At 36.1% G+C, this 25504-nt stretch carries 41 protein-coding genes; 4 read left to right on the forward strand and 37 right to left on the reverse strand.

Annotation, left to right across the window (positions count from 1 at the left end; all coding sequences use genetic code 11):
• Positions 1–8: 8 nt before the first annotated feature.
• Together ctlX and HNP38_RS08680 are read right to left on the reverse strand one after the other, a co-directional pair.
• A complete protein-coding gene (gene ctlX, locus HNP38_RS08675) occupies positions 9–932 on the reverse strand; it encodes a citrulline utilization hydrolase CtlX (protein WP_184187859.1) in 924 nt (307 codons plus the stop codon).
• Between the two features lie 55 nt (positions 933–987).
• On the reverse strand, positions 988–1902 hold the full coding sequence (locus tag HNP38_RS08680; protein WP_184187862.1) for a dimethylarginine dimethylaminohydrolase family protein: 915 nt from the start codon (positions 1900–1902) through the stop codon (positions 988–990).
• Positions 1903–2304: 402 nt separating this feature from the next.
• On the opposite strand from HNP38_RS08680, the gene HNP38_RS08685 reads away from it, so the two are divergent.
• The gene (locus HNP38_RS08685; RefSeq protein WP_184187865.1) at positions 2305–2697 is read left to right on the forward strand and encodes a DUF1801 domain-containing protein; all 393 of its coding nucleotides are present in this window, start codon (positions 2305–2307) and stop codon (positions 2695–2697) included.
• 55 nt (positions 2698–2752) lie between these two features.
• Here the strand turns inward: HNP38_RS08685 and HNP38_RS08690 are convergent, their stop codons facing one another.
• The 7 genes from HNP38_RS08690 to HNP38_RS08720 form a co-directional block, all read right to left on the reverse strand.
• Positions 2753–4039, reverse strand: coding sequence for a citrate synthase (locus HNP38_RS08690; protein WP_184187880.1), 1287 nt, complete (start codon positions 4037–4039; stop codon positions 2753–2755).
• A gap of 99 nt (positions 4040–4138) precedes the next feature.
• Positions 4139–5431, reverse strand: a complete 1293-nt coding sequence (eno, locus tag HNP38_RS08695) for a phosphopyruvate hydratase (RefSeq protein ID WP_184187883.1) — start codon at positions 5429–5431, stop codon at positions 4139–4141.
• Positions 5432–5639: 208 nt separating this feature from the next.
• Complete coding sequence (locus tag HNP38_RS08700) at positions 5640–6203, reverse strand: hypothetical protein (RefSeq protein WP_184187886.1); 564 nt, start codon at positions 6201–6203, stop codon at positions 5640–5642.
• 1 nt (position 6204) lies between these two features.
• On the reverse strand, positions 6205–6402 hold the full coding sequence (locus HNP38_RS08705) for a hypothetical protein (RefSeq protein ID WP_184187889.1): 198 nt from the start codon (positions 6400–6402) through the stop codon (positions 6205–6207).
• Between the two features lie 137 nt (positions 6403–6539).
• The gene (locus HNP38_RS08710; RefSeq protein WP_184187892.1) at positions 6540–7328 is read right to left on the reverse strand and encodes a sensor histidine kinase; all 789 of its coding nucleotides are present in this window, start codon (positions 7326–7328) and stop codon (positions 6540–6542) included.
• A gap of 631 nt (positions 7329–7959) precedes the next feature.
• On the reverse strand, positions 7960–8628 hold the full coding sequence (locus tag HNP38_RS08715; RefSeq protein WP_184187895.1) for a hypothetical protein: 669 nt from the start codon (positions 8626–8628) through the stop codon (positions 7960–7962).
• Between the two features lie 5 nt (positions 8629–8633).
• On the reverse strand, positions 8634–9260 hold the full coding sequence (locus HNP38_RS08720; protein WP_184187898.1) for a response regulator transcription factor: 627 nt from the start codon (positions 9258–9260) through the stop codon (positions 8634–8636).
• A gap of 179 nt (positions 9261–9439) precedes the next feature.
• Between HNP38_RS08720 and HNP38_RS08725 the strand changes: the two genes are divergently transcribed.
• The gene (locus HNP38_RS08725; protein WP_184187902.1) at positions 9440–9871 is read left to right on the forward strand and encodes a hypothetical protein; all 432 of its coding nucleotides are present in this window, start codon (positions 9440–9442) and stop codon (positions 9869–9871) included.
• A gap of 59 nt (positions 9872–9930) precedes the next feature.
• Here the strand turns inward: HNP38_RS08725 and rplQ are convergent, their stop codons facing one another.
• The 28 genes from rplQ to rplC all read right to left on the reverse strand — a co-directional run bounded on the left by rplQ (position 9931) and on the right by rplC (position 23841).
• Positions 9931–10458 (reverse strand): 50S ribosomal protein L17, encoded by a 528-nt coding sequence (gene rplQ / locus HNP38_RS08730; RefSeq protein ID WP_184187905.1) that lies wholly within the window; start codon positions 10456–10458, stop codon positions 9931–9933.
• A gap of 6 nt (positions 10459–10464) precedes the next feature.
• Entirely contained in the window at positions 10465–11460 is a 996-nt protein-coding gene (locus tag HNP38_RS08735) for a DNA-directed RNA polymerase subunit alpha (RefSeq protein ID WP_184187907.1), read from the reverse strand.
• 33 nt (positions 11461–11493) lie between these two features.
• Positions 11494–12102: a 30S ribosomal protein S4 gene (gene rpsD, locus HNP38_RS08740; protein ID WP_184187923.1), complete on the reverse strand. Its 609-nt coding sequence runs from the start codon at positions 12100–12102 to the stop codon at positions 11494–11496.
• Positions 12103–12121: 19 nt separating this feature from the next.
• A complete protein-coding gene (gene rpsK / locus HNP38_RS08745; RefSeq protein WP_002983263.1) occupies positions 12122–12511 on the reverse strand; it encodes a 30S ribosomal protein S11 in 390 nt (129 codons plus the stop codon).
• 12 nt (positions 12512–12523) lie between these two features.
• Complete coding sequence (rpsM, locus tag HNP38_RS08750) at positions 12524–12901, reverse strand: 30S ribosomal protein S13 (protein ID WP_076444023.1); 378 nt, start codon at positions 12899–12901, stop codon at positions 12524–12526.
• Between the two features lie 9 nt (positions 12902–12910).
• Positions 12911–13027 carry a 50S ribosomal protein L36 gene (rpmJ, locus tag HNP38_RS08755; RefSeq protein ID WP_007839480.1) on the reverse strand — a complete coding sequence of 39 codons (117 nt, stop codon included), beginning with the start codon at positions 13025–13027 and terminating at the stop codon, positions 12911–12913.
• Between the two features lie 66 nt (positions 13028–13093).
• Complete coding sequence (infA, locus tag HNP38_RS08760; protein ID WP_002983257.1) at positions 13094–13309, reverse strand: translation initiation factor IF-1; 216 nt, start codon at positions 13307–13309, stop codon at positions 13094–13096.
• A 3-nt stretch (positions 13310–13312) separates the two neighbouring features.
• Complete coding sequence (gene secY / locus HNP38_RS08765) at positions 13313–14692, reverse strand: preprotein translocase subunit SecY (RefSeq protein WP_184187926.1); 1380 nt, start codon at positions 14690–14692, stop codon at positions 13313–13315.
• A 9-nt stretch (positions 14693–14701) separates the two neighbouring features.
• Positions 14702–15151, reverse strand: coding sequence for a 50S ribosomal protein L15 (gene rplO, locus HNP38_RS08770; protein ID WP_184187929.1), 450 nt, complete (start codon positions 15149–15151; stop codon positions 14702–14704).
• A gap of 95 nt (positions 15152–15246) precedes the next feature.
• Positions 15247–15423 carry a 50S ribosomal protein L30 gene (gene rpmD / locus HNP38_RS08775; protein WP_007839493.1) on the reverse strand — a complete coding sequence of 59 codons (177 nt, stop codon included), beginning with the start codon at positions 15421–15423 and terminating at the stop codon, positions 15247–15249.
• A gap of 11 nt (positions 15424–15434) precedes the next feature.
• Positions 15435–15956 carry a 30S ribosomal protein S5 gene (gene rpsE / locus HNP38_RS08780; RefSeq protein ID WP_047401284.1) on the reverse strand — a complete coding sequence of 174 codons (522 nt, stop codon included), beginning with the start codon at positions 15954–15956 and terminating at the stop codon, positions 15435–15437.
• 19 nt (positions 15957–15975) lie between these two features.
• A complete protein-coding gene (rplR, locus tag HNP38_RS08785; RefSeq protein ID WP_100377194.1) occupies positions 15976–16329 on the reverse strand; it encodes a 50S ribosomal protein L18 in 354 nt (117 codons plus the stop codon).
• Between the two features lie 14 nt (positions 16330–16343).
• The gene (rplF, locus tag HNP38_RS08790) at positions 16344–16889 is read right to left on the reverse strand and encodes a 50S ribosomal protein L6 (RefSeq protein ID WP_184187932.1); all 546 of its coding nucleotides are present in this window, start codon (positions 16887–16889) and stop codon (positions 16344–16346) included.
• Between the two features lie 17 nt (positions 16890–16906).
• Positions 16907–17305, reverse strand: coding sequence for a 30S ribosomal protein S8 (gene rpsH, locus HNP38_RS08795; RefSeq protein WP_029297768.1), 399 nt, complete (start codon positions 17303–17305; stop codon positions 16907–16909).
• 147 nt (positions 17306–17452) lie between these two features.
• Positions 17453–17722: a 30S ribosomal protein S14 gene (gene rpsN, locus HNP38_RS08800; protein ID WP_007839501.1), complete on the reverse strand. Its 270-nt coding sequence runs from the start codon at positions 17720–17722 to the stop codon at positions 17453–17455.
• A gap of 3 nt (positions 17723–17725) precedes the next feature.
• On the reverse strand, positions 17726–18277 hold the full coding sequence (rplE, locus tag HNP38_RS08805; protein ID WP_007839502.1) for a 50S ribosomal protein L5: 552 nt from the start codon (positions 18275–18277) through the stop codon (positions 17726–17728).
• Between the two features lie 13 nt (positions 18278–18290).
• On the reverse strand, positions 18291–18644 hold the full coding sequence (gene rplX / locus HNP38_RS08810; RefSeq protein WP_184187935.1) for a 50S ribosomal protein L24: 354 nt from the start codon (positions 18642–18644) through the stop codon (positions 18291–18293).
• Between the two features lie 21 nt (positions 18645–18665).
• A complete protein-coding gene (gene rplN / locus HNP38_RS08815) occupies positions 18666–19034 on the reverse strand; it encodes a 50S ribosomal protein L14 (RefSeq protein ID WP_007839504.1) in 369 nt (122 codons plus the stop codon).
• Positions 19035–19036: 2 nt separating this feature from the next.
• Positions 19037–19291: a 30S ribosomal protein S17 gene (gene rpsQ / locus HNP38_RS08820; RefSeq protein ID WP_002661338.1), complete on the reverse strand. Its 255-nt coding sequence runs from the start codon at positions 19289–19291 to the stop codon at positions 19037–19039.
• 12 nt (positions 19292–19303) lie between these two features.
• Positions 19304–19489, reverse strand: coding sequence for a 50S ribosomal protein L29 (gene rpmC, locus HNP38_RS08825; protein ID WP_027381309.1), 186 nt, complete (start codon positions 19487–19489; stop codon positions 19304–19306).
• Between the two features lie 12 nt (positions 19490–19501).
• Positions 19502–19927 (reverse strand): 50S ribosomal protein L16, encoded by a 426-nt coding sequence (gene rplP / locus HNP38_RS08830; protein WP_184187938.1) that lies wholly within the window; start codon positions 19925–19927, stop codon positions 19502–19504.
• A gap of 105 nt (positions 19928–20032) precedes the next feature.
• Positions 20033–20767 (reverse strand): 30S ribosomal protein S3, encoded by a 735-nt coding sequence (gene rpsC / locus HNP38_RS08835; RefSeq protein WP_123263715.1) that lies wholly within the window; start codon positions 20765–20767, stop codon positions 20033–20035.
• Between the two features lie 7 nt (positions 20768–20774).
• The gene (gene rplV / locus HNP38_RS08840; protein WP_184187958.1) at positions 20775–21173 is read right to left on the reverse strand and encodes a 50S ribosomal protein L22; all 399 of its coding nucleotides are present in this window, start codon (positions 21171–21173) and stop codon (positions 20775–20777) included.
• Positions 21174–21175: 2 nt separating this feature from the next.
• Positions 21176–21454, reverse strand: a complete 279-nt coding sequence (gene rpsS, locus HNP38_RS08845) for a 30S ribosomal protein S19 (protein WP_002983209.1) — start codon at positions 21452–21454, stop codon at positions 21176–21178.
• A 2-nt stretch (positions 21455–21456) separates the two neighbouring features.
• Entirely contained in the window at positions 21457–22278 is an 822-nt protein-coding gene (rplB, locus tag HNP38_RS08850; protein ID WP_184187961.1) for a 50S ribosomal protein L2, read from the reverse strand.
• A 22-nt stretch (positions 22279–22300) separates the two neighbouring features.
• On the reverse strand, positions 22301–22591 hold the full coding sequence (gene rplW / locus HNP38_RS08855) for a 50S ribosomal protein L23 (protein WP_089754637.1): 291 nt from the start codon (positions 22589–22591) through the stop codon (positions 22301–22303).
• 3 nt (positions 22592–22594) lie between these two features.
• Positions 22595–23224, reverse strand: coding sequence for a 50S ribosomal protein L4 (gene rplD / locus HNP38_RS08860; RefSeq protein ID WP_184187964.1), 630 nt, complete (start codon positions 23222–23224; stop codon positions 22595–22597).
• Positions 23215–23841 carry a 50S ribosomal protein L3 gene (gene rplC, locus HNP38_RS08865; RefSeq protein ID WP_184187967.1) on the reverse strand — a complete coding sequence of 209 codons (627 nt, stop codon included), beginning with the start codon at positions 23839–23841 and terminating at the stop codon, positions 23215–23217. Before rplC ends, rplD begins: the two co-directional genes overlap by 10 nt.
• 241 nt (positions 23842–24082) lie before the next feature.
• On the opposite strand from rplC, the gene HNP38_RS08870 reads away from it, so the two are divergent.
• Together HNP38_RS08870 and HNP38_RS08875 are read left to right on the forward strand one after the other, a co-directional pair.
• Positions 24083–24496: a hypothetical protein gene (locus tag HNP38_RS08870; RefSeq protein ID WP_184187971.1), complete on the forward strand. Its 414-nt coding sequence runs from the start codon at positions 24083–24085 to the stop codon at positions 24494–24496.
• Positions 24496–25476 (forward strand): hypothetical protein, encoded by a 981-nt coding sequence (locus HNP38_RS08875; RefSeq protein ID WP_184187973.1) that lies wholly within the window; start codon positions 24496–24498, stop codon positions 25474–25476. Before HNP38_RS08870 ends, HNP38_RS08875 begins: the two co-directional genes overlap by 1 nt.
• The last annotated feature ends 28 nt before the right edge of the window (positions 25477–25504 follow it).

A 25504-nucleotide genomic window follows, 5' to 3' on the forward strand; every position in this document is an offset into this window, starting at 1 on the left:
TTGTTCTCTTATTTTTTTGGTAAAAATACCTCAGCCAGCATACAACGTGCGCTTCCGCCTCCATTTACTTCAATGGTATTCAGGTCTGAATAAATGATTTCACAATATTTTTCAATATCTGAAACCTGTTTAGGGGTCAGGGATCTGTAAGCGGTCTCACTCATCACAAGGAATTTTTCACCGGCAGTATTCTGCACCTGAAGCATATTCCCTGCAAACTGCTGCATTTGTTCCTCAGAGATCTCAATGATCTCTTTCCCGGAATTTTTAATGGTCTCTATTACTTTGCCCCTTTCCAGCTCATCATCTATACAGTCCAGGCAGATCACCACAAACTGATCGGCAACACACATCATCACATTGGTATGATAGATCGGAAGCCTTTGTGAACCTACCGTCTGAAAGGAATGGAAAACAATGGGGATAAAACCATATTTTTCACAAAATTCCCTGAACAACTTTTCGTCCAGCCTTAAGGAAACCGAACCATAGGCTATTTTATGGTCATGGTCAAAGATCATACTTCCAGTCCCTTCCAAAAATTTTTCATCAGCTTCTAAAGATGACCAGTCATCGATTTCCTCTACATTATAGCCTTGGGTTTTTATCGTTTCAATAATATCATTTCTCCTTTCCACTCTTCTATTAGGAGCAAACATCGGGTATAAGACCACTTTCCCGTCTTTATGGAAACTTACCCAGTTATTCGGGAAAATAGAATCCGGGGTATGAGGTTCCGCTGTGTCTTTTACTGTAATGACATTGATCCCTTTATTTCTTAGTTTTTCAACGAAATTATTGAATTCCTGTAAAGCTTTTTCCTGGACATCAAAGTCTTTCTGCTCTACCTGAAAGTAATTGTTTTTTGCTGTCTGTGCATTATAACCGAAAGCGATCGGTTCTATCATTAAAACGGTATCTGTTGTCTGCATTGTTTTTTAGATTAAAAATTTAAAAGATTGAAAGATTAAAGAAGTCTCTCAAACTCTATTCCCTCACCAGTGGCATCGTTGAGCATCTCAATAATCCACCCATTTTTGAGATCTCACGATAAGGAATTTCCTCCACAATCATCCCCCATTCGTTTCGTAAATGATCGTTCATTCTGGCAAATGCTTTGTCTGAAACCACAACTTCAGGTGAAATAGAGAAGATATTAGGGTACATTTCAAACATTTCTTCCGCGGTAACGTGGAAACAGTTTTCATCGCCAAAGATATCAACGATGAGACGATAATCACTTTCATCCACAAAGCCATCTTTGTAAATAATACATTTGTCTTTTCCTATAGGATTGAACGTGCAGTCTAAATGCAGGATCCCCTCATATGGAACCTTGTCATTTTTCTTTAGTTCCAGATCTATGATTCTTTTTTTAGGAAAATATTCTTTAAGGATCTCAATAGCATATTCATTGGTCCTTGCTGTTTTATAGCTTCTGTAATCTTCACTGAAACAGGTTCCGATAAAAATAAAGTCATCCCATACGATCACATCTCCCCCTTCAATATGTGCTGTTTCCGGAAGATTAATGATCTTTCTCCAAGCTACTTTTTCAAAAACTTTTTTGTAAGCCTCCTGCTCATCTGCCCTGTCTGTGATAACATTTGAAATGATCATCTTATCATCGATCACGAAAGCCACATCTCTGGCAAAAACCTGGTTATAGTCTTTAATAATGCTTGGACGCAAAACTTCCACACCGTACTTTTTCAGAACTGCTTCAAAGGCATTCATTTCACTGATAATATCCTCTTCTTTGGGATATATATTATGTTCGATGGAATAATATGACTTGGCATCATAACTTTCCTCGAGTGTGGGAACCGCCCCCATAGAGTTCGGCTGACCCAAAACAACTGATTTTAGCTTCCCGGTTTCGTTTTTAATGTTTAGTTTCATAAAGATTTATGCATTGTACAAATATAAGTAAAGGTCTCTATCTGGAAAACTTTTGGATTGTTTTATATATAGAATGATATTTTTATCATGTTCAATTCTTAATTTCAATCTTATATAAAGTATTTTCTCATTATTTCAACGCCAAAACCATGAACAAAAAAATCCTTCGCAAAAAAATGCGCAAAAATTAGCAAGAGAATAACAGAAATCAATTTTAGGCGATGCGGGTACAAGAAAGCACTGTTGTGAGTATCGTTGGGAAACAGTAGCCTGCATACTGTGGATTTGCGACCGATGCCAGTGTCTATAATTAAAAAATAAAGAACCTGCTTATAACGGCAGGTTTTATTTTGCTTTTTATTTTAGTTTAATTTTTAAATTTGATGTATAATAGTTTTAAAAATGAAAATTCCTAATCAAAATAATGCTGTCACAGAATTTTTAAATGAACTTAATCATCCGCTCAGAAACGCAATTGAACTGTTAAGAGCAATTATTCTACAATCTGATGATCTGGAGGAAAATATTAAATGGAACGGTCCCAACTATAGTTTTCATGGTGAAGACAGGATCACTATGAAAATCAACCCGCCTAAGCAGATCCAGTTGATATTTCACAGGGGAGCTAAGAAACTTGAACAGCCTGAAAACAAATTAATCGATGACCAATCAGGGCTTTTAACATGGAAAGAGAATGACAGGGCTTTTGCCAGTTTTAAAACTATGGATGAAATTGAAAATTCAGGATCAGATTTAAGTACTATTATCAGAAACTGGCTCTCAGCAGCTAAATAAAAAGTCCCAAAAAATAAATTTTGGGACTTTTAAGTTTATATGGAACAGACCATCATTATCTGTTAGCAATATCGATGTAGTCTCTTTGCTGAGCTCCCTGATATACCTGTCTTGGTCTTCCGATAGGGTCTCCTTTCAGTCTCATTTCTTTCCACTGGGAAATCCATCCCGGAAGTCTTCCTAATGCAAACATTACGGTAAACATTTCCGTAGGAATTCCTAATGCTCTGTAGATGATCCCTGAATAGAAATCCACATTCGGATATAGTTTTCTTTCTACAAAATATTCGTCTTCAAGCGCCACTTTTTCTAACTGCATGGCTATATCAAGGGCTTTATCCTGAATACCCAATGCATTAAGGATATCATCAGCTGCTTTTTTAATGATCTTCGCTCTAGGGTCAAAGTTTTTGTAGACTCTGTGCCCGAAGCCCATCAGACGGAAATTATCATTTTTATCTTTTGCTTTTGCTACCCATTTGTTTACATCTCCACCATCTTTTTCAATTAGTTCAAGCATTTCTATCACAGCCTGATTGGCTCCTCCGTGAAGAGGTCCCCAAAGTGCAGAAATTCCTGCAGAAACAGAGGCAAAAAGGCCTGTATGAGCAGAACCTACCATTCTTACTGTAGAGGTAGAGCAGTTTTGCTCGTGGTCTGCATGAAGGATCAATAATTTATCTAATGCCTCAACTACCACAGGATTAACTTCAAATTCTTCATTTGGTAATCTGAATGTCATTTTACAGAAGTTCTCTACATAGTTTAAGCTGTTATCTCCATGATTAAGAGGTAATCCCTGAGTCTTTCTGTACGTCCATGCACAAAGGTGGGCGAATTTAGCAATCAGCAATTCTGCAGCATGATCCATTTCTTCTTTTGAATTCACATTAACTGCTTTAGGGTTGAACGCCGTTAATGCTGAAGTAAGGGAAGACAAAACTCCCATAGGGTGGGCAGAACGAGGAAAAGCATCGATGATCTTTTTCATCTCCTCTGCCACGAAGTTATATTTTTTGATATTATTATCGAAAGATTCGTATTGATTCTGAGTAGGCAATTCACCATGCAACAAAAGGTACATTACTTCAGTGAAGTTAGATTTTTCAGCGATCTGCTCAATCGGATACCCTCTGTAGAACAATTCTCCTTTATCTCCGTCTAAGTAAGTAATATCACTAAGAGTAGCCCCTGTATTTTTATACCCTAAATCTAAGGTGATTAAACCTGTCTGGTCTCTTAATTTTGAAATATCAATCCCTCTGTCTCCGATAGTACTGTCAACGATAGGATATTCATAGGAATTACCATCGTAATTCAATATAACTTTGTTGTCTGACATTATATATTTTTTTAATTTTAATTTTTCCTAAAAGTATGCATTTTAAAGAAAAAGCACAACTATTTTTAGTTATGCTTTGCATTTATATTTTCGATTGTATTATCTCTTTATTTTGAAGGCATCCAACCCCGGAAAAACAGCAGTTTCACCCAAAGCTTCTTCTATCCTTAACAGCTGATTATACTTAGCCATCCTGTCTGATCTTGAAGCTGATCCTGTTTTGATCTGCCCGCAATTCATCGCTACAGCTAAGTCGGCAATGGTAGCGTCTTCTGTTTCTCCCGATCTGTGAGACATTACTGAAGTAAATCTATTATTCTGAGCCATCTGAACGGCGGCCATTGTTTCGGAAAGGGAACCGATCTGATTCACTTTTACAAGAATAGAATTGGCAATTCCTTCTTTAACTCCTCTGGACAGCCTTTCAACATTGGTAACAAATAAATCATCTCCTACCAGCTGAACTCTGTCCCCGATCTTATCGGTCAGCATTTTCCAACCTTCCCAGTCATTTTCCTGCATCCCGTCTTCAATGGAAATGATCGGATATTTAGCTGCTAATTCAGCAAGGTAAGAAACCTGCTCACTGCTGCTGAACTGCGCAGAGTCCTGAGTCTGGAATTTTCTGTAATCATAAATCCCGTCCTTATAAAATTCTGAAGCTGCGCAATCCAGAGCTAGCATGATATCGTCACCCGGCTTATAGCCTGCTTTTTCAATAGCCTGAAGAAGGGTATCCAAAGCATCTTCTGTTCCTTTGAAAGTAGGTGCAAAACCTCCTTCGTCACCGACTGCCGTAGACAAACCTCTTGAATGAAGGATAGATTTCAGGTTATGGAAGATCTCTGTTCCTTTTCTCAATGCATGAGAGAAAGAGTCTGCCTTCACCGGCATGATCATAAATTCCTGAAATGCAATAGGGGCATCTGAGTGAGATCCACCGTTAATAACATTCATCATCGGAACCGGAAGTGTGTTGGCATTGACACCTCCTACATATTTATACAAAGGCATTTTCAATTCTGCCGCTGCCGCTTTTGCTGCCGCCAAAGAAACACCGAGAATGGCATTGGCTCCAAGATTTCCTTTGTTGCTGCTTCCATCAAGATCGATCATGATCTGATCAATAAGGTTTTGATCATAAACAGGAAGCCCAACCAACTCAGGCGCTATTACTTCTCTTACATTCTCTACAGCTTTAAGAACTCCTTTTCCCATATATTCGGAACCGCCATCACGTAATTCTACTGCCTCATGTTCTCCGGTAGATGCTCCTGAAGGAACCGCAGCACGTCCCATTGCCCCGCTTTCTGTGAAAACATCTACTTCAACTGTCGGATTTCCTCTGGAATCCAGAATTTGTCTTGCTTCTATGTAAGAAATGTAACTCATTGTTTGTTTTTTTATAATTCTGACAAATTTAATTATTTTTTAAATTTTGTAAGCATTATAAGCCTATTTTATACCATTATTCTGAGTTAAATTTTAGTTAATTTTGGTATTATCCTTATTCTTTGTTAGAAAATAAAAAATTCTCCAAAATTTATTTGGAGAATTAAGTATAGGTTATGTGGTTAGCTTTATATAATCAAACTTTATGTTATTTATACTTTGTCTGTTCTTCTGGGGTAAGCTCACGAAATTTTTGCATTTTTTCAGTTTCTGCATTTACTTTCTCAGTTTCAGCATCAATTGTCTTGGTAATATCTTTTTGCAATTGTGTAATAGAATTAACTACAGCATCAAAGCTTTTCCAATAGAGTTCTCCTGAACAGTGTGCACTAAAATTGATACAATGTTCTTCAAGCCTGTATAAAGCATCTCTAAGCATATTTACCGGAGCAGTTCTTTCTCCTAACTTTGACAAGCTTTCGGTTATTTTAGTCATTTGTTCTGCTGAAATATTATCTCCGGACTTTAAGTTAGCCGCAAGCTTACTCGTAATATCTGTAGTAGTGGCTATGGCTGCATCAGGCTGTACTTCTGATAGAATTTTATTGATTTTGCCTTTATCATCAATACTCAAAATAGCACCCCGCCTCATAGCATCATAGGACATCTGATAATTTGAACTTGTATTTTTAAGTTCCTCTAAGGTCGCTTTATGTGTTGTCCCGCAGGAAACAAGCAATAAAGCTGTAATTAAAAAAAGTGTAGTTTTCATTTTATAGTCTTTTATAGATTGAATTTTTTGCCGGATCAAACCTGGCACTTCCCTTTTCCAGTATTTTTACTAAAGCCATAAATGTTTCAAAATCTAAATCTTCCACAATTCGTTCCTCACCATCTGTAAACTTTAGTTGAATCAATCCTGTATTAGAATCTATACTCCACTCTATCGTGTAATTAGCAATTGTTTTCATGATTATTATTTTTTTAGGTTTGTTACCTCAAAGTTCTATCAAAAAACAAATTCAGTCAATTACACAAAAGGGTGATTATAAAAAGTCTCCGGGCGGCGCTTTCAGCGCCGCCCGGAGACTTAAAATTTTCAATAAGCCTATATCTTTGTCTTAAAAGCCAACTGAGTTCCCTTTTCAACCGGTAAAATCTCAAATACTCCGTCCAATTCCTGCATTCTCCTTTTCATATTCCTGAGTCCATTTCCACCAGGCTTTCCGGGATCTATTCCTATACCTTCATCGGAAATTTTCATAAGAAAATCCTTTTCTTCTTGTACAAAAGAAAGCTTAACGGTATCTGCCTGACTGTATTTATAAGCATTGTTTACCGCTTCTTTCAGACACAAGAACATATTCCGCCTCCATTCTGTTGAAATAGGGGTTTCTAAAACTATATCTTCGCTTTCAGACAACAATTGTATTTTTGTTTTCCTTAAAAAATTCTCCGCATAGATAATCCCATAATTTATAAAACTTCCCAGCGTATCATTTCCCGGATTTAAGCTCCAAAGCATTTCGCGCATGGACAGATTCATTTCTTCAGAGGTTTTCAAAAGTTCATCAATATCGCCGATCATATCATCATTTCCTGCTTTCTGTTTTAAAAATTCAGCCTGAAGTTTAAGTGCTGAAATACCCGCTCCTAAATCATCATGCATATCATGGGAAATACGCTCGCGTTCATTTTCCAGGGATTTTTGCTTTTCGAGCTCTTTTTGGAGAAGCTGGTTTTGATGTTCGGCTTCTTTGAGTTGCTTTTCTTTTAAGTACAGAAGCTGTTTTCGGTTATAAGTTAAAACCACGAAAATAATAAAAACAACAAAAGTCATCATTATCCCAATAGCAATGACATAGGCAAGCCTTACATCATCTTCGATACGACTCATAATTTAATTTTTCATATTTTAATAGTGAGATATAAAACATACTATACATTCCAATATTTATAATATTCTGTCCTATTTTTAAAAATTCAAGAAATTCATTATCTTTTTTGGCAAAGTAAAACATAGGAGTAACTCTAAAAAGAAAAAAACAACTCCACATTAATAGAGCAGCAGATATCCAAAATCCTGGATCATCAATAATTTTATGTTCATCAAAAAAAGATATTTTCTGATAAAACCACATTAATGAATTTATTATGTAAAATGATATTAGTGTTATTCCTATATTTTTATCAAAATCCAATTCAAGAAAATTAGTACAAAATATTATATAAAATATTGAACTGCTTCCTGTAAAAAACAACAAGTTTCTAAAATAATTTTTGAAAATTATTGAAAAATAAAAACAAAAGAATATAATAGAAAAAATATCATATAAATTATATATTATCCCGTTCTTAGATTCCGGATATAATAAGAAAAGAGAAAATGAAAGTGAGTCCGTGAAAAAGGAAATGAATAAATATACAAATAAATAACTTTGAGCAGAAAACCCAAATTTTCTGCTCAAAATATATGATTTTATTACTACAAGTAATAATATTATTTTGTAAACTATTCCAATAATCATTTATGGCCTTAAATCTCCCATATCAAACTGGGCAAACCTACCAGCAGTAAGAACAGGTATACTGCAATTTTTTTTTAGTATTTCAAAAATTAGAGTCGGTCTAATTATCCCATTTTTAAATCTCCCAGCTCTAAGATAAAAACATGGTCCATAATTATTAAAATTTCTTAAAATTTTAGTCATTTTATATGTAATATATCTTGTGATATTTTGATATTGTGCTTCATGTTCATAATAACGTTTAAAATCATCTATATATGTTTGATAATTATGTTCATCTCCCACAATTGCATTATCATTTTCTAGTATATATACCGATGTACCAGAAAATGAGCTATAACTAATATTCTGAGCATCATTATTAAACCAAAACAATAAAGAAACAGTATCATTCTTAAGAATAAAATAAACGTGTAGGTAATCCCATCCGTCCACTTCTGCTCTACTTATTATAACATCAAGATTATTTATTTTAAAACATGAAGGTATATAATCCGAAAACATTTGTCCGTAATTTATCATCAATGATGAATCACCTTTCGTTAATTCATCAATCATTACAGCCTTAATTATACCTTTATCCTCCGAAAAATTTTCACAAGAAAATCCCCGTATCCTCTCAATCAATATTGGTTTCAATTCTTCACAAGCTAATTTTTTTTTCTTCATAATTTCTATTTTTTAAAATGGTTAAATTTATTAATTGCTTCTACTTTATTGCTGACATGCAATTTTCTGTAGATATTGCCAACGTGTTTTTTTACAGTATCAATGCTTATACATTTTTTATCGGCGATTTCTTTATAAAGGCACCCCTGCGCCAAAAGTTCCAGGACTTCTATTTCCCGTTCCGTGATTTCTTCAAAGCCTTTTACCTCTTTTTTTTCAAAGTGGCTTAAAACTCTTCGGGCAATGGAGAAACTCATAGGAGCGCCACCCTGGCAGGCATCGCGTATAGAGGTAAGGATCTTATCCATACTTTCTCCTTTGATAAGGTAGCCCACGGCTCCGGCTTTTAAAGAATTGAATATCTTTTCATCATCTTCAAAGCTGGTACACATAATAAACTGGGTTCCGGGCATTTGCTTTTTTAACTTTTCAATAATTTCAATTCCGAGCATATCCGGAAGCTGAATATCCATCATAACCACATCTGGAGAAAGATCGGCCAGTTTCTTCAAAGCTTCGCTTCCATCAAAAAACTGGGCAACCACCTTCATGTCATTCTGATAATTAATGACCTTCTTCAACGCATTGTTGTAGTTTTTCTCATCTTCTACTATGGCTATGGAAATGCTCATGTTGCATCAGTTTTGTTAAGACAAATTTCAATAGAAAATAAAATAGAAACAATTACACGTTTGTGTAATTTTCAGGATTTGAGTTGGGGTTATTGGTTTGTTTTTTGTTTTTACTAAATTTAATAAATTTTTCCTTATCATAGAAAATTAATCTCTAGCTATACGTAAAAATAAATATCATGAAAAAAGGACTTTTAATTGCAGCCTCTTTTATCTTATTATCGATAGGCTGTAAAAAGAATGAAAGCGGGAATAAGAGCATTATTAAATCGGACAGGTCAGTAACAACCATTACAGACCATAATGGCAAAACGGATTCCCTAACAGAGTCATCATCTTCCTTAGAAGTTAATGGTAAAAAGACGGAAGTGAGATCTTCTGTTTATAAAGCGACTGACGGAAGCCTGGTAAAAGTAGTCTTTACAGAAAGTCCAAAAGAAAGTACAGTCGCTATTACCAGCAATAAAAAGACATTTACATTGCCTAAGCTTAAGTCTACTACGGATGGAGCATTGTATCAGAAAGACGATATGAAGGCTGAAGTAAAAGGCGACAGCCTGATCCTGGATCAGGGCAACGCTATTATCCAGCTTGTAAAAACAAAAATATAGGGCATAAAAAAACCGTTCAGAGTGTGAACGGTTTTTTATTTATATCTGAAAAAGTCTTATTATTCTTCAGTTTTTTCCTCAGTAGAATCGGTTGTTTCCGCTTTTGGCTCTTCAACTTTTTCTTCTGCTTTAGGTGCTTCAGCAACTACAGTTTCAGCTTTTTTAGCTGTTGCAGGTCTTCTGCTTCTTCTTGTAGCTTTTTTCTCTTCAGCATTAGGATTGTAAAGCTCGTTGAAATCTACAAGCTCAATAAGAGCCGTATCAGCAGCATCACCTGGTCTGAAACCTGTTTTGATGATTCTTGTATAACCACCGTTTCTTTCAGCGATCTTAGGAGCTACCGTTCTGAATAGTTCAGTAACCGCTTCTTTACTTTGAAGATATGAAAAAACAGTTCTTCTGTTATGTGTAGTATCTTCTTTTGCTTTTGTTAATAGAGGCTCAACATATACTCTTAAAGCTTTTGCTTTAGCTACAGTAGTGTTGATTCTTTTATGCTCAATTAGAGAACAAGCCATATTAGAAAGTAAAGCACTTCTGTGAGAAGCTGTTCTTCCTAAGTGATTGAATTTTTTACCGTGTCTCATTATTAATTATTTATCAGCGTCTAACTTATATTTTGCAACGTCGAAACCGAAGTTAAGACCTTTTGAATGCACTAATTCTTCTAGTTCTGTCAAAGATTTTTTACCAAAATTTCTGAATTTCATCAAATCAGACTTACTGTAAGAAACCAATTCTCCAAGAGTTTCTACTTCTGCAGCCTTCAGACAGTTAAGGGCTCTTACTGAAAGATCCATATCTGCCAATTTAGACTTAAGAAGCTGTCTTGTATGAAGTGTTTCTTCATCGTATTGGATAGATGCTTTTACAGCTTCGGTTTCAAGTGTGATTCTCTCATCAGAGAAAAGCATGAAATGATAAATCAATATCTTGGAAGCTTCTGTTAAAGCGTTTTGAGGACTGATGGAACCATCAGTTTCGATATCTAATACAAGTTTTTCGTAGTCTGTTTTTTGCTCTACACGATAATTTTCAATGCTGTACTGTACTTTCTTGATCGGCGTGAAAATAGAGTCAATGGCAATGGTACCTACAGGTGCATTGTTTGACTTATTTTGTTCTGAAGGAACATAGCCTCTCCCTTTTTCTATATTGAAAGTAATTTCGAAAGTTACGTCACTGTTCAGGTTACAGATCACTAGATCCGGGTTCAGCACCTCAAATCCGTTCATTGATTTACCTAAATCACCAGCAGTAATAACCGTTTGCCCCGAAACTTTAGCAACCACCTGCTCATTAGCTTGGTTTTCTGCCGCAGCTTTTAATCTTACCTGCTTAAGGTTAAGAATAATTTCGGTAACATCTTCGATTACTCCTGGAATAGTTGAAAATTCGTGCTCTACACCTTCTATTTTGATAGATGAAATAGCATAACCTTCCAGAGAAGAAAGCAACACTCTTCTCAAAGCATTACCGATTGTAAGCCCGAAACCTGGTTCCAAAGGTCTGAATTCAAATTGACCTTTAAATTCATCAGAGTTAAGTAAAATTACTTTATCGGGTTTTATGAATTGTAAAATTGCCATATTATTGGGTTGAGCAAAAATTTGATTAAAAAATTATTTAGAGTAAAGTTCGACGATAAGGTTTTCCTTGATGTCCTCCGGAATTTGGATTCTTTCAGGAGCAGAAATGAAAGTTCCTGCTTTCTTCTCATCGTTGAATTGTAACCACTCATAGTTTGACTTAGAAGCCAATGAATTTGTAACAACCTCAAGAGATTTGGATTTTTCTCTTACAGTGATCACATCACCTGCTTTAAGCAAATAAGATGGAATGTTTACGATCTCTCCGTTCACAGTAATGTGTCTGTGAGAAACCAATTGTCTGGCAGCAGATCTTGTTTTAGCAAAACCTAATCTGTACACTACGTTATCCAGTCTGGACTCACAAAGTTGTAATAGAACTTCACCTGTTACTCCTTTGCTTCTATGTGCTTTATCAAATAAATTAGCAAATTGTCTTTCTAAAATACCGTAAGTATATTTAGCTTTTTGCTTTTCAGCTAACTGAACTGCATATTCTGATTTTTTAGCACCTCTTCTTTTGTTAGGACCATGCTGTCCTGGTGGTTGGTTTTTTCTTTTCTCGAAGTTTTTGTCATCTCCGTAGATTGCAGCACCAAACTTTCTAGCAATCTTAGTTTTAGGTCCAATATATCTTGCCATAATGGGTAAATTCTAAAAATTAAACTCTTCTTCTTTTTGGTGGTCTACATCCATTGTGCGGCATAGGAGTCACATCAATGATTTCACTAACTTCAATTCCTGAATTGTGAATAGATCTGATTGCAGACTCTCTACCTGCACCTGGACCTTTCACAAACACCTTTACTCTTCTTAATCCAGCTTCGTGAGCTACAGCAGAGCAATTTTCAGCTGCCATCTGAGCAGCAAATGGAGTATTCTTTTTAGAACCTCTGAAACCCATTTTACCGGCAGAAGCCCAAGAGATAACCTCTCCGTTTTTATTTGTTAAAGAAATGATGATGTTATTGAAAGAAGCCTGAATATGTGCTTCACCAATAGCTTCAACTTTTACTTTTCTTTTTTTAACTACTTTAGTTTGTTTTGCCATAATTCCTAACGATTATTTACTAGCTTTTTTCTTGTTAGCAACAGTTTTTCTCTTTCCTTTACGGGTTCTTGAGTTGTTTTTCGTTCTCTGGCCTCTTAAAGGTAATCCTAGTCTGTGACGTATTCCTCGTTGGCATCCTATGTCCATCAATCTCTTGATGTTCAATTGCACTTCAGATCTCAATTCTCCTTCTACTTTAATGTTTTCAGAGATATACGTTCTGATTGCAGCCAATTCATCGTCATTCCATTCGTTGACTTTCTTATCTTCGCTGATACCGGCAGCCTTAAGGATTTCTGAAGAAGTACTTCTTCCGATTCCGTAGATGTAAGTTAAACCGATAACGCCTCTTTTGTTTTTTGGTAAATCAATACCTGAAATTCTCGCCATAATTTAATTTTAGCCTTGTCTTTGTTTAAATTTTGGGTTCTTCTTGTTGATCACGAAAAGCACACCTTTTCTGCGTACAATTTTGCAATCAGCACTTCTTTTTTTAATTGATGCTCTAACTTTCATTTTGATAGTATTTATTTTTCAACAATAGCCAAATGGAGATTCAAAAAATCCCATTTGGCAGATTGTTTAATATCTAAATGTAATTCTCCCTTTTGTCAAATCATAGGGAGACATTTCTAATTTCACCTTATCTCCAGGTAAAAGCTTAATATAATGCATTCTCATTTTACCGGAAATATGGGCAATGAGTATATGTCCATTTTCAAGTTCTACACGGAACATGGCGTTAGAAAGTGCTTCCACGATCACGCCATCCTGTTCAATATGTTTTTGTTTTGCCATAAATTAATATCCAGTCGTTCTTGATAATTTAGACTGCATTAAGCCATCATACTGATGGTTCAGCAGATATGTATTAATCTGTTGAACAGTATCTAAAATTACTCCAACCATAATCAATAGTGATGTTCCCCCGAAAAATAGGGCGAACGCATCTGTCTGAACAAAGCTTCCGTGTACAATCGCCGGAAGGACTGCAAAGATAGACAAAAATATTGCACCTGGCAAGGTAATTTTTGATAAAATATCATCTAAATAATCGGCTGTCTCTTTTCCTGGTCTTACCTTCGGTACCAACCCTCCGTTTCTCTTGAGATCATCGGCCATCTGGTTCACGGGAATGGTAATTGCAGTATAGAAAAATGAGAAAATAATAATTAATAATGCAAACAATACATTGTATTGCCAGCTAAAAACATTCTTGAAACCGGCAAGAAAAGTATTGGACTCATCAAATTTTGTTAACAAGCCCGGTACGAACATCAGTGCCTGTGCAAAGATGATCGGCATAACACCGGCAGCATTAACTTTCAATGGGATCCATTGTCTTGCTCCCTGCATAAGATTTCTGTTTACACCTCCTCTTGCCTGAGCTCTGCTTACGTATTGAATTGGAATTTTTCTAACAGCAACAGATAATACTACTGCTAAAAGAACCACCAACATCCAGAACAACACTTCAATAAGGATCATGATAGACCCCATTCCACCTTTTCCGTTCTGCACGGCCATTTCCTGTACGAATGCTTCCGGTAATCTGGATAGGATCCCTACCATAATAAGGATAGAAATACCATTTCCGATCCCTTTATCGGTAATCTTTTCACCTAACCACATTGCGAATACTGAACCGGCAACCAGGATAACAATACTTGGCAGCCAGAACATCACAGAATTGGGCTCTACATAATATGCAGACTGGAACTGAGCGTACGGTAAGAATAATTGAGTAATAGAGGTTAAATAGGAAGGGGCCTGCACTAAACAAACTCCGATCGTTAACCATCTTGTAATCTGATTCAATGTATTTCTACCTGACTCTCCATCTTTCTGAAGTTTCTGAAGATAGGGAATAGCCATCCCCATCAACTGAACAATAATAGAAGCAGAAATATAAGGCATGATTCCTAACGCCATTACGGAAGCATGGCTGAAAGCTCCTCCCGTAAACGACGAAAGCAAGCCAAGGAGACCTGCTCCTTGCTTGTTACCGCCCTGATTTTTATAATGCTCTAAGAGATCTCCTACTTCCGCAAGGTTAATTGCAGGTAGGGAGATATAAGATGCGAATCTATACACAAGGATAATACCTAATGTGAAGAGAATTTTATCTCTTAATTCTTTTAGGCTCCAAATATTTTTGAGGGTTTGTATAAATTCTTTCATTAGTGATTATTATAAGGTAATTGCTTTTCCACCTGCTTTAGAGATAAGCTCTTCCGCAGATTTAGTGAATTTGTCAGCAGAGATCGAAACCGCAGATTTCAATTCTCCTCTACCCATAATTTTCACTAATTCGTTTTTAGTTGCTAAACCGTTTGCGACCAAAACTTCTTTAGTAATATCTCCTGTGATAGATTTATTTTCTATTAAAGTCTGGATAGAATCCAAATTGATAGCTCTAAACTCTTTTCTGTTTACGTTTTTGAATCCGAATTTAGGTAATCTTCTTTGTAAAGGCATTTGTCCACCTTCAAAACCGATCTTCTGAGAATAACCAGCTCTTGATTTTTGTCCTTTATGCCCTTTTGTAGAAGTACCACCTTTTCCGCTACCTTGTCCTCTACCAATTCTTTTTGAATTGAAAGTTGATCCTGCAGCTGGCTTTATGTTGTTTAAATTCATTTTTTTATTGATTTAAAGATTAAATAATTTAAAGATTAAAAAATTCCGACTAAGATAGAAAGAATACTTTAATCTTTTAATCTTTGAATTTTTAATTATTTCTGAACTTCAAGTAAGTGACTAACTGCAGCTATCATTCCTAAGATAGAAGGAGTAGCTTCGTGTTCTACAACTTGGTGAAGTTTCTTAAATCCTAATGCTTCAAGCGTTCTCTTTTGGGTTTTTGTTCTTCCAATAGCGCTTCTTACTTGTTTTACTTTGATTGTTGCCATTGTTTTATATATTAACCGTTAAACACTTTACTTAGAGAAACTCCTCTCATTCTAGCGATTTCTTCAGGTCTTCTGATATCCAATAACGCTTTGAAAGTAGCTTTCACCACGTTGTGAGGGTTAGAAGATCCTTTAGATTTTGAAAGGATATCGTGAATACCTGCAGATTCCAATACCGCTCTTACCGCACCTCCGGCGATAAGTCCCGTACCGTGGGAAGCAGGTCTTAAGAAGATATCTGCACCACCATATCTGGCTGTAGTCTGATGAGGAATAGTGTGGTTCATTACAGGAACTTTTACAAGGTTTTTCTTAGCGTCTTCAACTGCTTTAGCAATTGCAGAAGCAACCTCTTTAGATTTTCCCAGTCCGTAACCGATAACTCCGTCTTCGTTCCCTACCACTACGATAGCAGAAAATCCGAAAGCTCTACCTCCTTTTGTTACTTTTGTTACTCTGTTTACAGCTACGAGACGATCTTTAAGTTCTAATCCTCCCGGTTTTACTCTTTCTATATTATCTAGTCCTAACATATTTCCGAAATTTTAATGATTAGAATTTAAGTCCTCCTTCTCTCGCACCGTCAGCAAGAGCCTTAACTCTGCCGTGGTATACGAATCCGTTTCTATCAAACACTATATTTTCAATTCCTGCAGCGATAGCTTTAGCAGCAATAGCTTTACCTACGGCAGCAGAAACTTCAGTCTTAGTTCCGTTAGCATCAACTCCTTTCTCTCTGGAAGAAGCAGAAGCTAAAGTTTTTCCACTGTTATCATCGATTAACTGAGCGTAAATTTCCTTATTACTTTTATATACAGATAATCTTGGCAATTCAGAAGAACCTGAGATTTTCCCTCTCACTCTTCTTTTGATTCTTATTCTTTTTTCTAATTTACTTAATGCCATTTTCTTATAATTTATTAAGCAGATTTACCAGCTTTACGTCTAACATTTTCACCAACGAATCTTACACCTTTTCCTTTGTACGGCTCAGGCTTTCTGAATGAACGAATTTTTGCAGCTACCATTCCTAGAAGTTGCTTATCGTGAGACGTTAAAGTAATAATCGGGTTTTTACCTTTTTCAGTCAATGTATCCACTTTTACTTCACCAGGAAGTTCTAATACGATACCGTGAGAGAATCCTAAAGCCAACTCAAGTTTCTGACCTGAATGAGAAGCTCTGTATCCTACTCCTACCAATTCTAGTTTCTTTTCGAAACCTTCTGATGCACCAACAATCATATTGTTGATTAACGCTCTGTATAAACCGTGAAGCGCTCTGTGTTGCTTAGAATCTGATGGTCTGTTTACATTCAGCTCTCCATCTTTTTGTTCTAAAGTAATTCCTCCTGTAAGTCCCTGAGAAAGTTCTCCTTTTGGACCTTTTACAGTTACTACACCTTCATTTTCGGTGATTGTAACTCCGGCAGGAATAGTTATAATTGCTTTACCAATTCTTGACATTTTCCTTTGATTAAAAATTAATAAACATAGCAGATTACTTCACCGCCTACTTTTTCTTCTCTGGCTTTCTTATCAGTCATTACTCCTTTAGAAGTAGAGATGATAGAAATACCCAAACCGTTCAGTACTCTTGGAAGTTCAGTAGAACCTTTGTACTGTCTCAAACCTGGTCTTGAAGCCCTTTGAATAGACTTTATAGCCGGCTTGTTGGTTTGCTTGTCATACTTTAAAGCGATTTTGATCGTACCCTGAACAGCGCTATCCTCAAACTTGTAGTTTAAGATATACCCCTGATCAAATAAGATCTTAGTAATCTCCTTTTTGATTTTCGATGCAGGAATTTCCACCACTTTGTGGCCTGCGCTTTGTGCGTTCCTTACTCTTGTTAGGAAATCTGAAATTGGATCTGTTACCATTTTTCTATTTTAAAATTATTGGTTAAAGACAATCAGTTTTGCAAAGACTTGAAGAGTAAAATATCAGACTTCAGATGATCTTAGGCCTGATATTTTTTATCTTTAGTATCTGAACAACTTAATTGTCCCGATTTTAATTAGTAATTATTACCAACTGGCTTTTTTAACTCCCGGGATAAGACCGTTGTTTGCCATTTCTCTGAAAGTTACTCTGGAAATCCCAAACGTTCTCATATATCCTCTTGGTCTACCTGTCAACTTACATCTGTTGTGCAATCTTACAGGAGAAGCATTTTTAGGTAATTTCTGAAGTGCTTCATAATCACCAGCTTCTTTTAAAGCTTTTCTTTTGTCAGCGTATTTAGCAACCAGTGCTTCTCTTTTGCGCTCACGCGCTTTCATTGATTCTTTAGCCATTTCTTAGTTCTTTTTAAATGGTAAACCGAAGTGAGTTAATAATGCTTTAGCTTCTTTATCTGTTTTCGCAGTGGTAACGAAAGTGATGTCCATCCCCTGGATTTTTTTCACTTTGTCGATTACGATCTCAGGGAAGATAATCTGCTCAGTAATACCTAAGTTATAATTACCTCTACCATCGAAACCATCAGCTTTAATACCAGAGAAATCTCTAATACGCGGCAACGCAGAAGACGTTAATCTATCTAAGAACTCATACATTTTGTTTGCTCTTAGTGTAACTTTAGCACCTACAGGCATCCCTTTTCTTAGTTTGAAAGCAGCTTCGTCTTTCTTAGAGATCGTACCTACGGCTTTCTGACCAGTGATATTCGTTAGTTCTTCTACAGCATAGTCAATGATTTTTTTGTCTGCAGTAGCATCACCTAGTCCTTGAGACAGGATGATCTTCTCCAATCTAGGTACCTGCATTACTGACTTGTACCCGAATTCTTCCATCATTGCAGGAACAATCGTTTCTTTATATGCTTTTTTGGGTCTTGCTATATATTCCATGTGTTATTTCAAATTATAAAGTTTCACCCGTTTTTTTGTTGATTCTTACGCTCACTTCTTTCTTCTTACCATTTCTTTCAGCTTCAACTTTTTTGAAACCTACTTTAATAGCTTTTCCGTCTTTTCCAACCAAAGCTACGTTAGAGATATGAATAGAAGCTTCTCTTTCAACGATTCCTCCTTGAGGATTTGAAGCTGAAGGCTTAACGTGTTTTTTAACGATATTAAGTCCTGCAACCACTACTCTCGGGTCTTTTCCTTCTTTTTTGATCACTTCAATAACTTCACCGGTCTTACCTTTGATACCATCTTTACCAGTAGTTACGATAACGTTATCTCCTTTTTTTATTTTTAATTTTGTTGACATTTTCTTTAAAAATTTTAAAAATTAAAGTACTTCAGGAGCTAATGAAATGATTTTCATATATTCTTTGTCTCTCAACTCACGAGCAACCGGTCCGAAAACACGGGTACCTCTCATTTCTCCTGCTGCATTTAGCAATACACAAGCATTGTCTTCGAATTTGATGTATGAACCATCTTTTCTTCTTACTGCTTTTTTTGTTCTTACTACTACAGCTTTAGATACCTGACCTTTCTTAGCATTTCCTGATGGTGTAGAATCTTTGATCGTAACAACGATTTTATCACCTACTGAAGCATATCTTCTTCTGGTTCCTCCCAGAACTCTGATAACCAATACTTCTTTAGCACCTGTGTTATCAGCAACTTTTAATCTTGATTCTGTTTGTAACATTATTACTTAGCTTTTTCAATGATTCTTACTAATCTCCATCTCTTGTTTTTGCTCAAAGGTCTAGTTTCCTGGATAAGAACTGTATCTCCTTCGTTGCATTCGTTGTTCTCGTCGTGTGCGGTATATTTTTTCGTTTTCAATACGAATTTACCATACATCGGGTGTTTCATTCTCATCGTTTCACTAACAACAATGGTTTTTTCCATTTTATTGCTGGAAACAACTCCGATTCTTTCTTTTCTTAAATTTCTTTCCATTGTAAAATGAAATTATTGTTTGTTAGTTAACTCTGTATTTAGTCTTGCGATTGTTTTTCTCAAATCTCTGATTTGGATCGGGTTTTCAATTGGGCTGATCGCATGAGCCAATTTCAATTTAGAATATTGAGCTTTTGCTTCAGTTAATTGAGCTTGAATATCACCCGCGCTTAAATTTTTAATATCAGCTTTTTTCATTGTATTCAAAGATTATTGAGGTTTAACAAAATCGTTAGCAACTACAAATTTGGTAACTACAGGTAATTTTTGTGCAGCAAGTCTTAATGCTTCTTTCGCGATATCGTAAGGTACTCCTCCGATTTCGAACATGATTTTACCTGGTTTTACTACAGCTACCCAATATTCCACAGCACCTTTACCTTTACCCATCCTTACTTCGGCTGGTTTTTTAGTAATCGGCTTATCCGGGAAGATTTTGATCCATAGCTGACCTTCTCTTTTCATATATCTTGTAGCAGCAATACGCGCAGCTTCAATTTGTCTTGCAGTGATCCAAGCACCTTCTATAGCTTTGATCCCGAAAGTTCCGTAAGCAAGTTGATTACCTCTTTGAGCAATCCCCTTCATCTTCATCTTATGAACTCTACGGAATTTGGTTCTTTTTGGTTGTAACATAATTTAATATAGATGTTAGATGTTAGATGTTAGATGCTAGATAAAATTTAAATCAGTTCTTGTAACGGAAGATCTAATTTCTAATTTCTATCTTCTAACTTCTAATTAATTATTTTTTTTATCCCTTGAAGGTCTTCTGTTGTCTCTGTCTCCTCTGTTTCCCCCTCCTGAAGGTCCTTTCTTCTGTTGTCCCACTAGTGGAGAAAGTTCTCTTTTACCGTAAACTTCACCTTTCATGATCCAAACTTTAACTCCCAACTTACCGTATTGAGTTAATGCTTCAGCAATATGATAGTCGATATCTGCTCTGAAAGTAGACAATGGGATTCTTCCTTCTTTGAAAGATTCGCTTCTTGCCATTTCAGCACCATTCAATCTTCCTGAGATCTGAACTTTGATACCTTCACCACCCATTCTCATTGTACCTGCCATAGCCATTTTAACAGCTCTTCTGTAAGAGATCCTGTTTTCAATCTGCTTAGCAATGCTATCAGCAACTAATACTGCGTCAAGTTCAGGTCTTTTGATTTCAAAGATGTTGATTTGAATATCCTTTTTAGTCAATTTCTTCAACTCTTCTTTTAATTTATCAACTTCCTGACCTCCTTTACCGATAATAAGTCCCGGTCTAGCAGTAGTAATAGTAACTGTTACTAATTTCAGGGTTCTTTCAATGTAAATTTTTGAAATACCACCTTTAGATAATCTAGCTTCAAGGTATCTTCTGATTTTGTAGTCTTCCGCGATTCTGTCTCCATAATCGTTTCCGCCAAACCAGTTAGAATCCCATCCTCTGATGATACCTAATCTGTTACCAATTGGATTTGTCTTCTGTCCCATACCTTGATTAATTTTCTTTATTACCTAAGATTAATGTAACGTGGTTAGATCTTTTTCTGATTCTGTACCCTCTACCTTGCGGAGCCGGTCTCAGTCTCTTCAATTGTCTTGCACTATCCACGAATATTTCTTTTACGATAAGGTTAGCTTCTTCAATATCCGCACCTTCGTTTTTCACCTGCCAGTTAGCAATAGCGGAAAGAAGTAATTTCTCTAATTTGTTAGATGCTTCTTTCTTAGAATATTTTAGGATATAAAGAGCTTTATCTACCTGCTCTCCTCTAATGATATCAGCAACTAATCTCATTTTTCTCGGAGAAGACGGGCAATTATTTAATGAAGCTTTTACAACGTCTTTGCTAGCTTCTTTTCTTGCGATTGAACTATCTTGTTTTCTTGATCCCATGATTATCTGCTTCCTTTATTTTTGTTACCACCATGACCTCTGAAAGATCTTGTTGGAGAAAATTCGCCTAACTTGTGACCAACCATGTTTTCTGTAACGTAAACAGGGATAAAAGATTTCCCGTTGTGTACAGCAATAGTTTGTCCTACGAAGTCCGGAGAGATCATAGATGCTCTAGACCAAGTTTTGATAACTGTCTTCTTACCAGACTCTATATTTGCCTGAACCTTCTTATCTAAAGTATGATGAATGAATGGTCCTTTTTTAAGTGATCTTGCCATAATTATTTTCTTTTAGATACGATGTAACGGTTAGACACTTTGTTTTTCTTTCTAGTTTTGTAACCTTTAGCCGGTTTACCGTTTCTAGATCTTGGGTGACCTCCAGAAGAACGTCCTTCACCACCACCCATCGGGTGATCTACAGGGTTCATTACTACCGCTCTTGTTCTTGGTCTTCTACCTAACCATCTGCTTCTACCCGCTTTACCGGATACCGTTAACTGATGATCTGAGTTGGAAACGGAACCAATCATTGCCATACATTCAGTAAGGATCATTCTGGATTCTCCTGAAGGTAATTTGATGATCGCATATTTACCGTCTCTTGAAGTTAACTGAGCTGAAGAACCGGCACTTCTTGCTAAAATAGCACCTTGGCCAGGCTTCATTTCGATACAAGAAATTACAGTACCTAATGGAATGTTTTTCAATTTCATTGCGTTACCTACATTAGGTTCAACGCTCTCTCCTGAAACCACTTTCTGATCTACTTTGATACCGTTTGGAGCGATGATATATCTCTTTTCTCCATCTGTGTACTCTAATAAAGCGATAAATGCAGTTCTGTTCGGATCGTATTCTACAGTTTTTACCGTAGCTTCAATATCAGATTTGTTTCTTTTGAAGTCGATAATTCTGTATTTCTTTTTGTGTCCACCTCCGGTGTAACGCATGGTCATTTTACCTGTTTGGTTACGTCCACCTGACTTTTTAATACCAACTGTCAGAGATTTCTCTGGTTTGTTAGTAGTAATTTCCTCAAAATTGTTTACAATTCTGAATCTCTGTCCCGGGGTGATAGGTTTTAATTTTCTAACAGACATTACTATTATTTATTAATGATAATTAATTTACAGCAAAAATATCGATAACCTCCCCTTCAGCAAGTTTGATTACCGCTTTTTTCAATTTGTTTGTCTTTCCTACTTGAAGACCTTTTTTCGTGTATTTCGAAGAAACCTTCGGAGCATAAATCATTGTATTAACGTCTGCTACTTTTACACCGTAAGCCGCTTCCACAGCTTTTTTAATCTGGATTTTATTCGCCTTGGTATCTACTAGGAACGAATAAGAACCTCTTAAATCTGTAAGGTAATTAGCCTTTTCTGAGATAACTGGTTTAATAATAACTGACATGATTTATTTCTTTAAATTTTCCTGGAATTTTTCAACTGCACCTTCAAAGAATATGATCTCACCTGCATTTACCAAGTCGTAAGAACTGATCTCGTTGAAGTTCATTACTTTAGTTTTAGGTAAGTTTCTTGAAGATAAATATACATTCTTGTTAGCTTCAGGAAGAACGAATAAAGACTTCTTACCGTTAAGTTCCAACGCATTCAATACGCTGATGAAATCTTTGGTTTTAGGAGCGTTTAAGCTCATATCTTCCAAAACTTTAATGCTGTTATCTCTTAATTTCTGAGATAAAACAGATTTCTTAGCTAATCTCTTAAGAGCTTTGTTCAATTTGAATCTGTAGTCTCTCGGTTTTGGCCCGAATACCCTACCTCCACCTCTGAACACAGGAGATTTGATATCCCCGTATCTGGCAGAACCAGATCCTTTCTGCTTCTTAAGTTTTTTAGTAGAAGCTGTGATTTCGCTTCTTTCTTTTGCTTTATGAGTACCTTGTCTCTGAGCTGCAAGATACTGTTTAACTTCTAAGTAAACCGCGTGCTGATTTGGCTCAATTCCGAATACCTTTTCGTCTAGAGTTACTTTTCTTCCGGTCTCTTTTCCTGATGTATTTAATACTACTAGTTCCATTTCTTGATAATTACATAAGAATTTTTAGCTCCCGGAACAGCACCTTTTACTACTAAAAGATTTTGTTCTTGATCCACTTTTAATACCTGAAGGTTCTGAACAGTTACCTGCTTACCTCCCATTCTTCCAGCCATTCTCATCCCTTTGAATACTCTTGAAGGGTCTGAACCAGCACCGATAGAACCTGGAGCTCTAAGTCTGTTGTGCTGACCATGAGTTGCCTGCATTACACCCCCAAATCCGTGTCTTTTAACAACACCCTGGAAGCCTTTACCTTTAGAAGTACCTGTTACGTCAACATACTCGCCTTCAGCAAACATATTTACTTCTACTAAATCTCCTACTTTTACTTCGTGCTCGAACTCATTCTTGAATTCTACCACTTTAGCTTTCGGAGTTGAACCAGCCTTTTTAAAATGACCAGCTAACGCTTTACCAACGTTCTTCTCACTCTTGTCATCGAAACCAAGTTGCACGGCAACATATCCGTCAACCTCTTCGGTTCTGACCTGTAAAACCGGACATGGACCAGCCTGAATAACTGTACAAGGAATGTTTTTCCCTTCTTCGTTAAACAAAGATGTCATACCGATTTTTTTACCAATAATACCTGACATTGTTTATATTATAATAAAATTTATCCTTATTAATTATCACCATTTTTAGAGGTCTAAAGCAATTTCTACTTCTGATATAGGCATACTACGCCCCTAAAATGAGTGTGCAAATTTATGGATTATTTTTATATTGACAAATATTTCCTGTAAAATATTTTGATTTTTAATCAATTAGCAGATTTATATAAATTTTCAGGCTTATTTTTTGCTCTAATATTTTTAATTTTGAGAAAAAAGAAATATGAAAAGTATTTTCAGCCTACTTATTTTATGTTTTGGCATCAGGGCTTTTGCCCAATCCAAAGCCCCGTTCACAGGCAAAAGGGACTTTAACATCGAACAGAGAGCAAGCGGTTCCGGTACACCTATCTATTATGTAGACGTGAAGCAGAACGGAGATGTTTATTTTGGTTTCATACAGATGAATCAGGCAAGTGGAGAAATTACCAGAGAAGAGATCAATGCCGGGAAATACAATCCCAAAGTGATGAAGGTTCATTTCAAAACATATAACGAGACATATTATGTAAAGTTTGATAAGGAAAAAATTTATCTTACCGATGAGAATGGCAATGTAAGAAAATCTGAAGACTGCTGTCCGGTTTCTGAACTGGATAAGGGAAATTGTATTTGTGAAAGTGCATTCTACCAATAATGAAGGGCATAAGATTTTTATTCATCCTTTTTTTCCTTGTTTCCTGTACTCAAAAGGATGCACATCCTTATACTTTTTATTACTGGAAAACTCACTTATCATTAAACCCGGCAGAGAAAAAAGCACTGAAAGAGGCAACAGCCCCCTATCTCTTCACCAGATTTTTTGATGTAGACAAGGTGGATGGCAAATTCCAACCGATAGCCGTTATTACAAAAGATAAAAGTTTTGAAACTGACAAACAGATCATTCCCGTGGTATTTATTACCAATCAGACATTTCTGAATATTAAGGCAGATGAAATAAAATTCCTTGCAGAAAGCATCTACAGACTCGTCCGTAAAAAGGTTGAAGATTATCATCTCAAAACCGGTAATGAGATCCAGATTGATTGTGACTGGACGGCAGGCACACGGGATGATTATTTTAAATTCCTGAAAGTACTGAAAGAAACTTCAGGAGAAGAAGTCACCTGTACACTCCGGCTCCATCAGGTAAAGGATAAAAACCTGACCGGCATTCCTCCCGTGGGAAAAATGTATTTAATGTGCTACTCTACGTCCTCACCTCTGGAGGCATCGGATAAAAATTCCATTCTGGATGTCAATACCCTGAAAAGTTATCTTTCCAAACTGGAAGATTATCCTGTAAAAAAAATTGAAGTGGCATTGCCCCTCTATTCCTGGGGAATTGTTACCAATCATCTGGGAAAGCACAAACTCATAAATGCTTTATCAAAAAAAGACCTTGAAAATAAAAACTTCAAAAAAATCTCGGAAAACGAGATCGTGATCATAAAAGATGGTTTCTATTTTGGTAATTTCTTAAACAAAGGCTTTAAAATAAAGGTTGAAGAGATAACAGATGATCAGCTTGAAGACGTTGTTCGTCTTTTGGATAAAAAAATACGTCACTTTAACATTATATATTATCAATTAGATAGTAAATTTGTAAAAGACCAGAATTTTAATATGTTTTAAACATTATAAAACTCTATAAATTACACAG

This window comes from Chryseobacterium defluvii, assembly GCF_014204415.1.
GTDB classification, from domain to species: Bacteria; Bacteroidota; Bacteroidia; order Flavobacteriales; family Weeksellaceae; genus Chryseobacterium; species Chryseobacterium defluvii_A.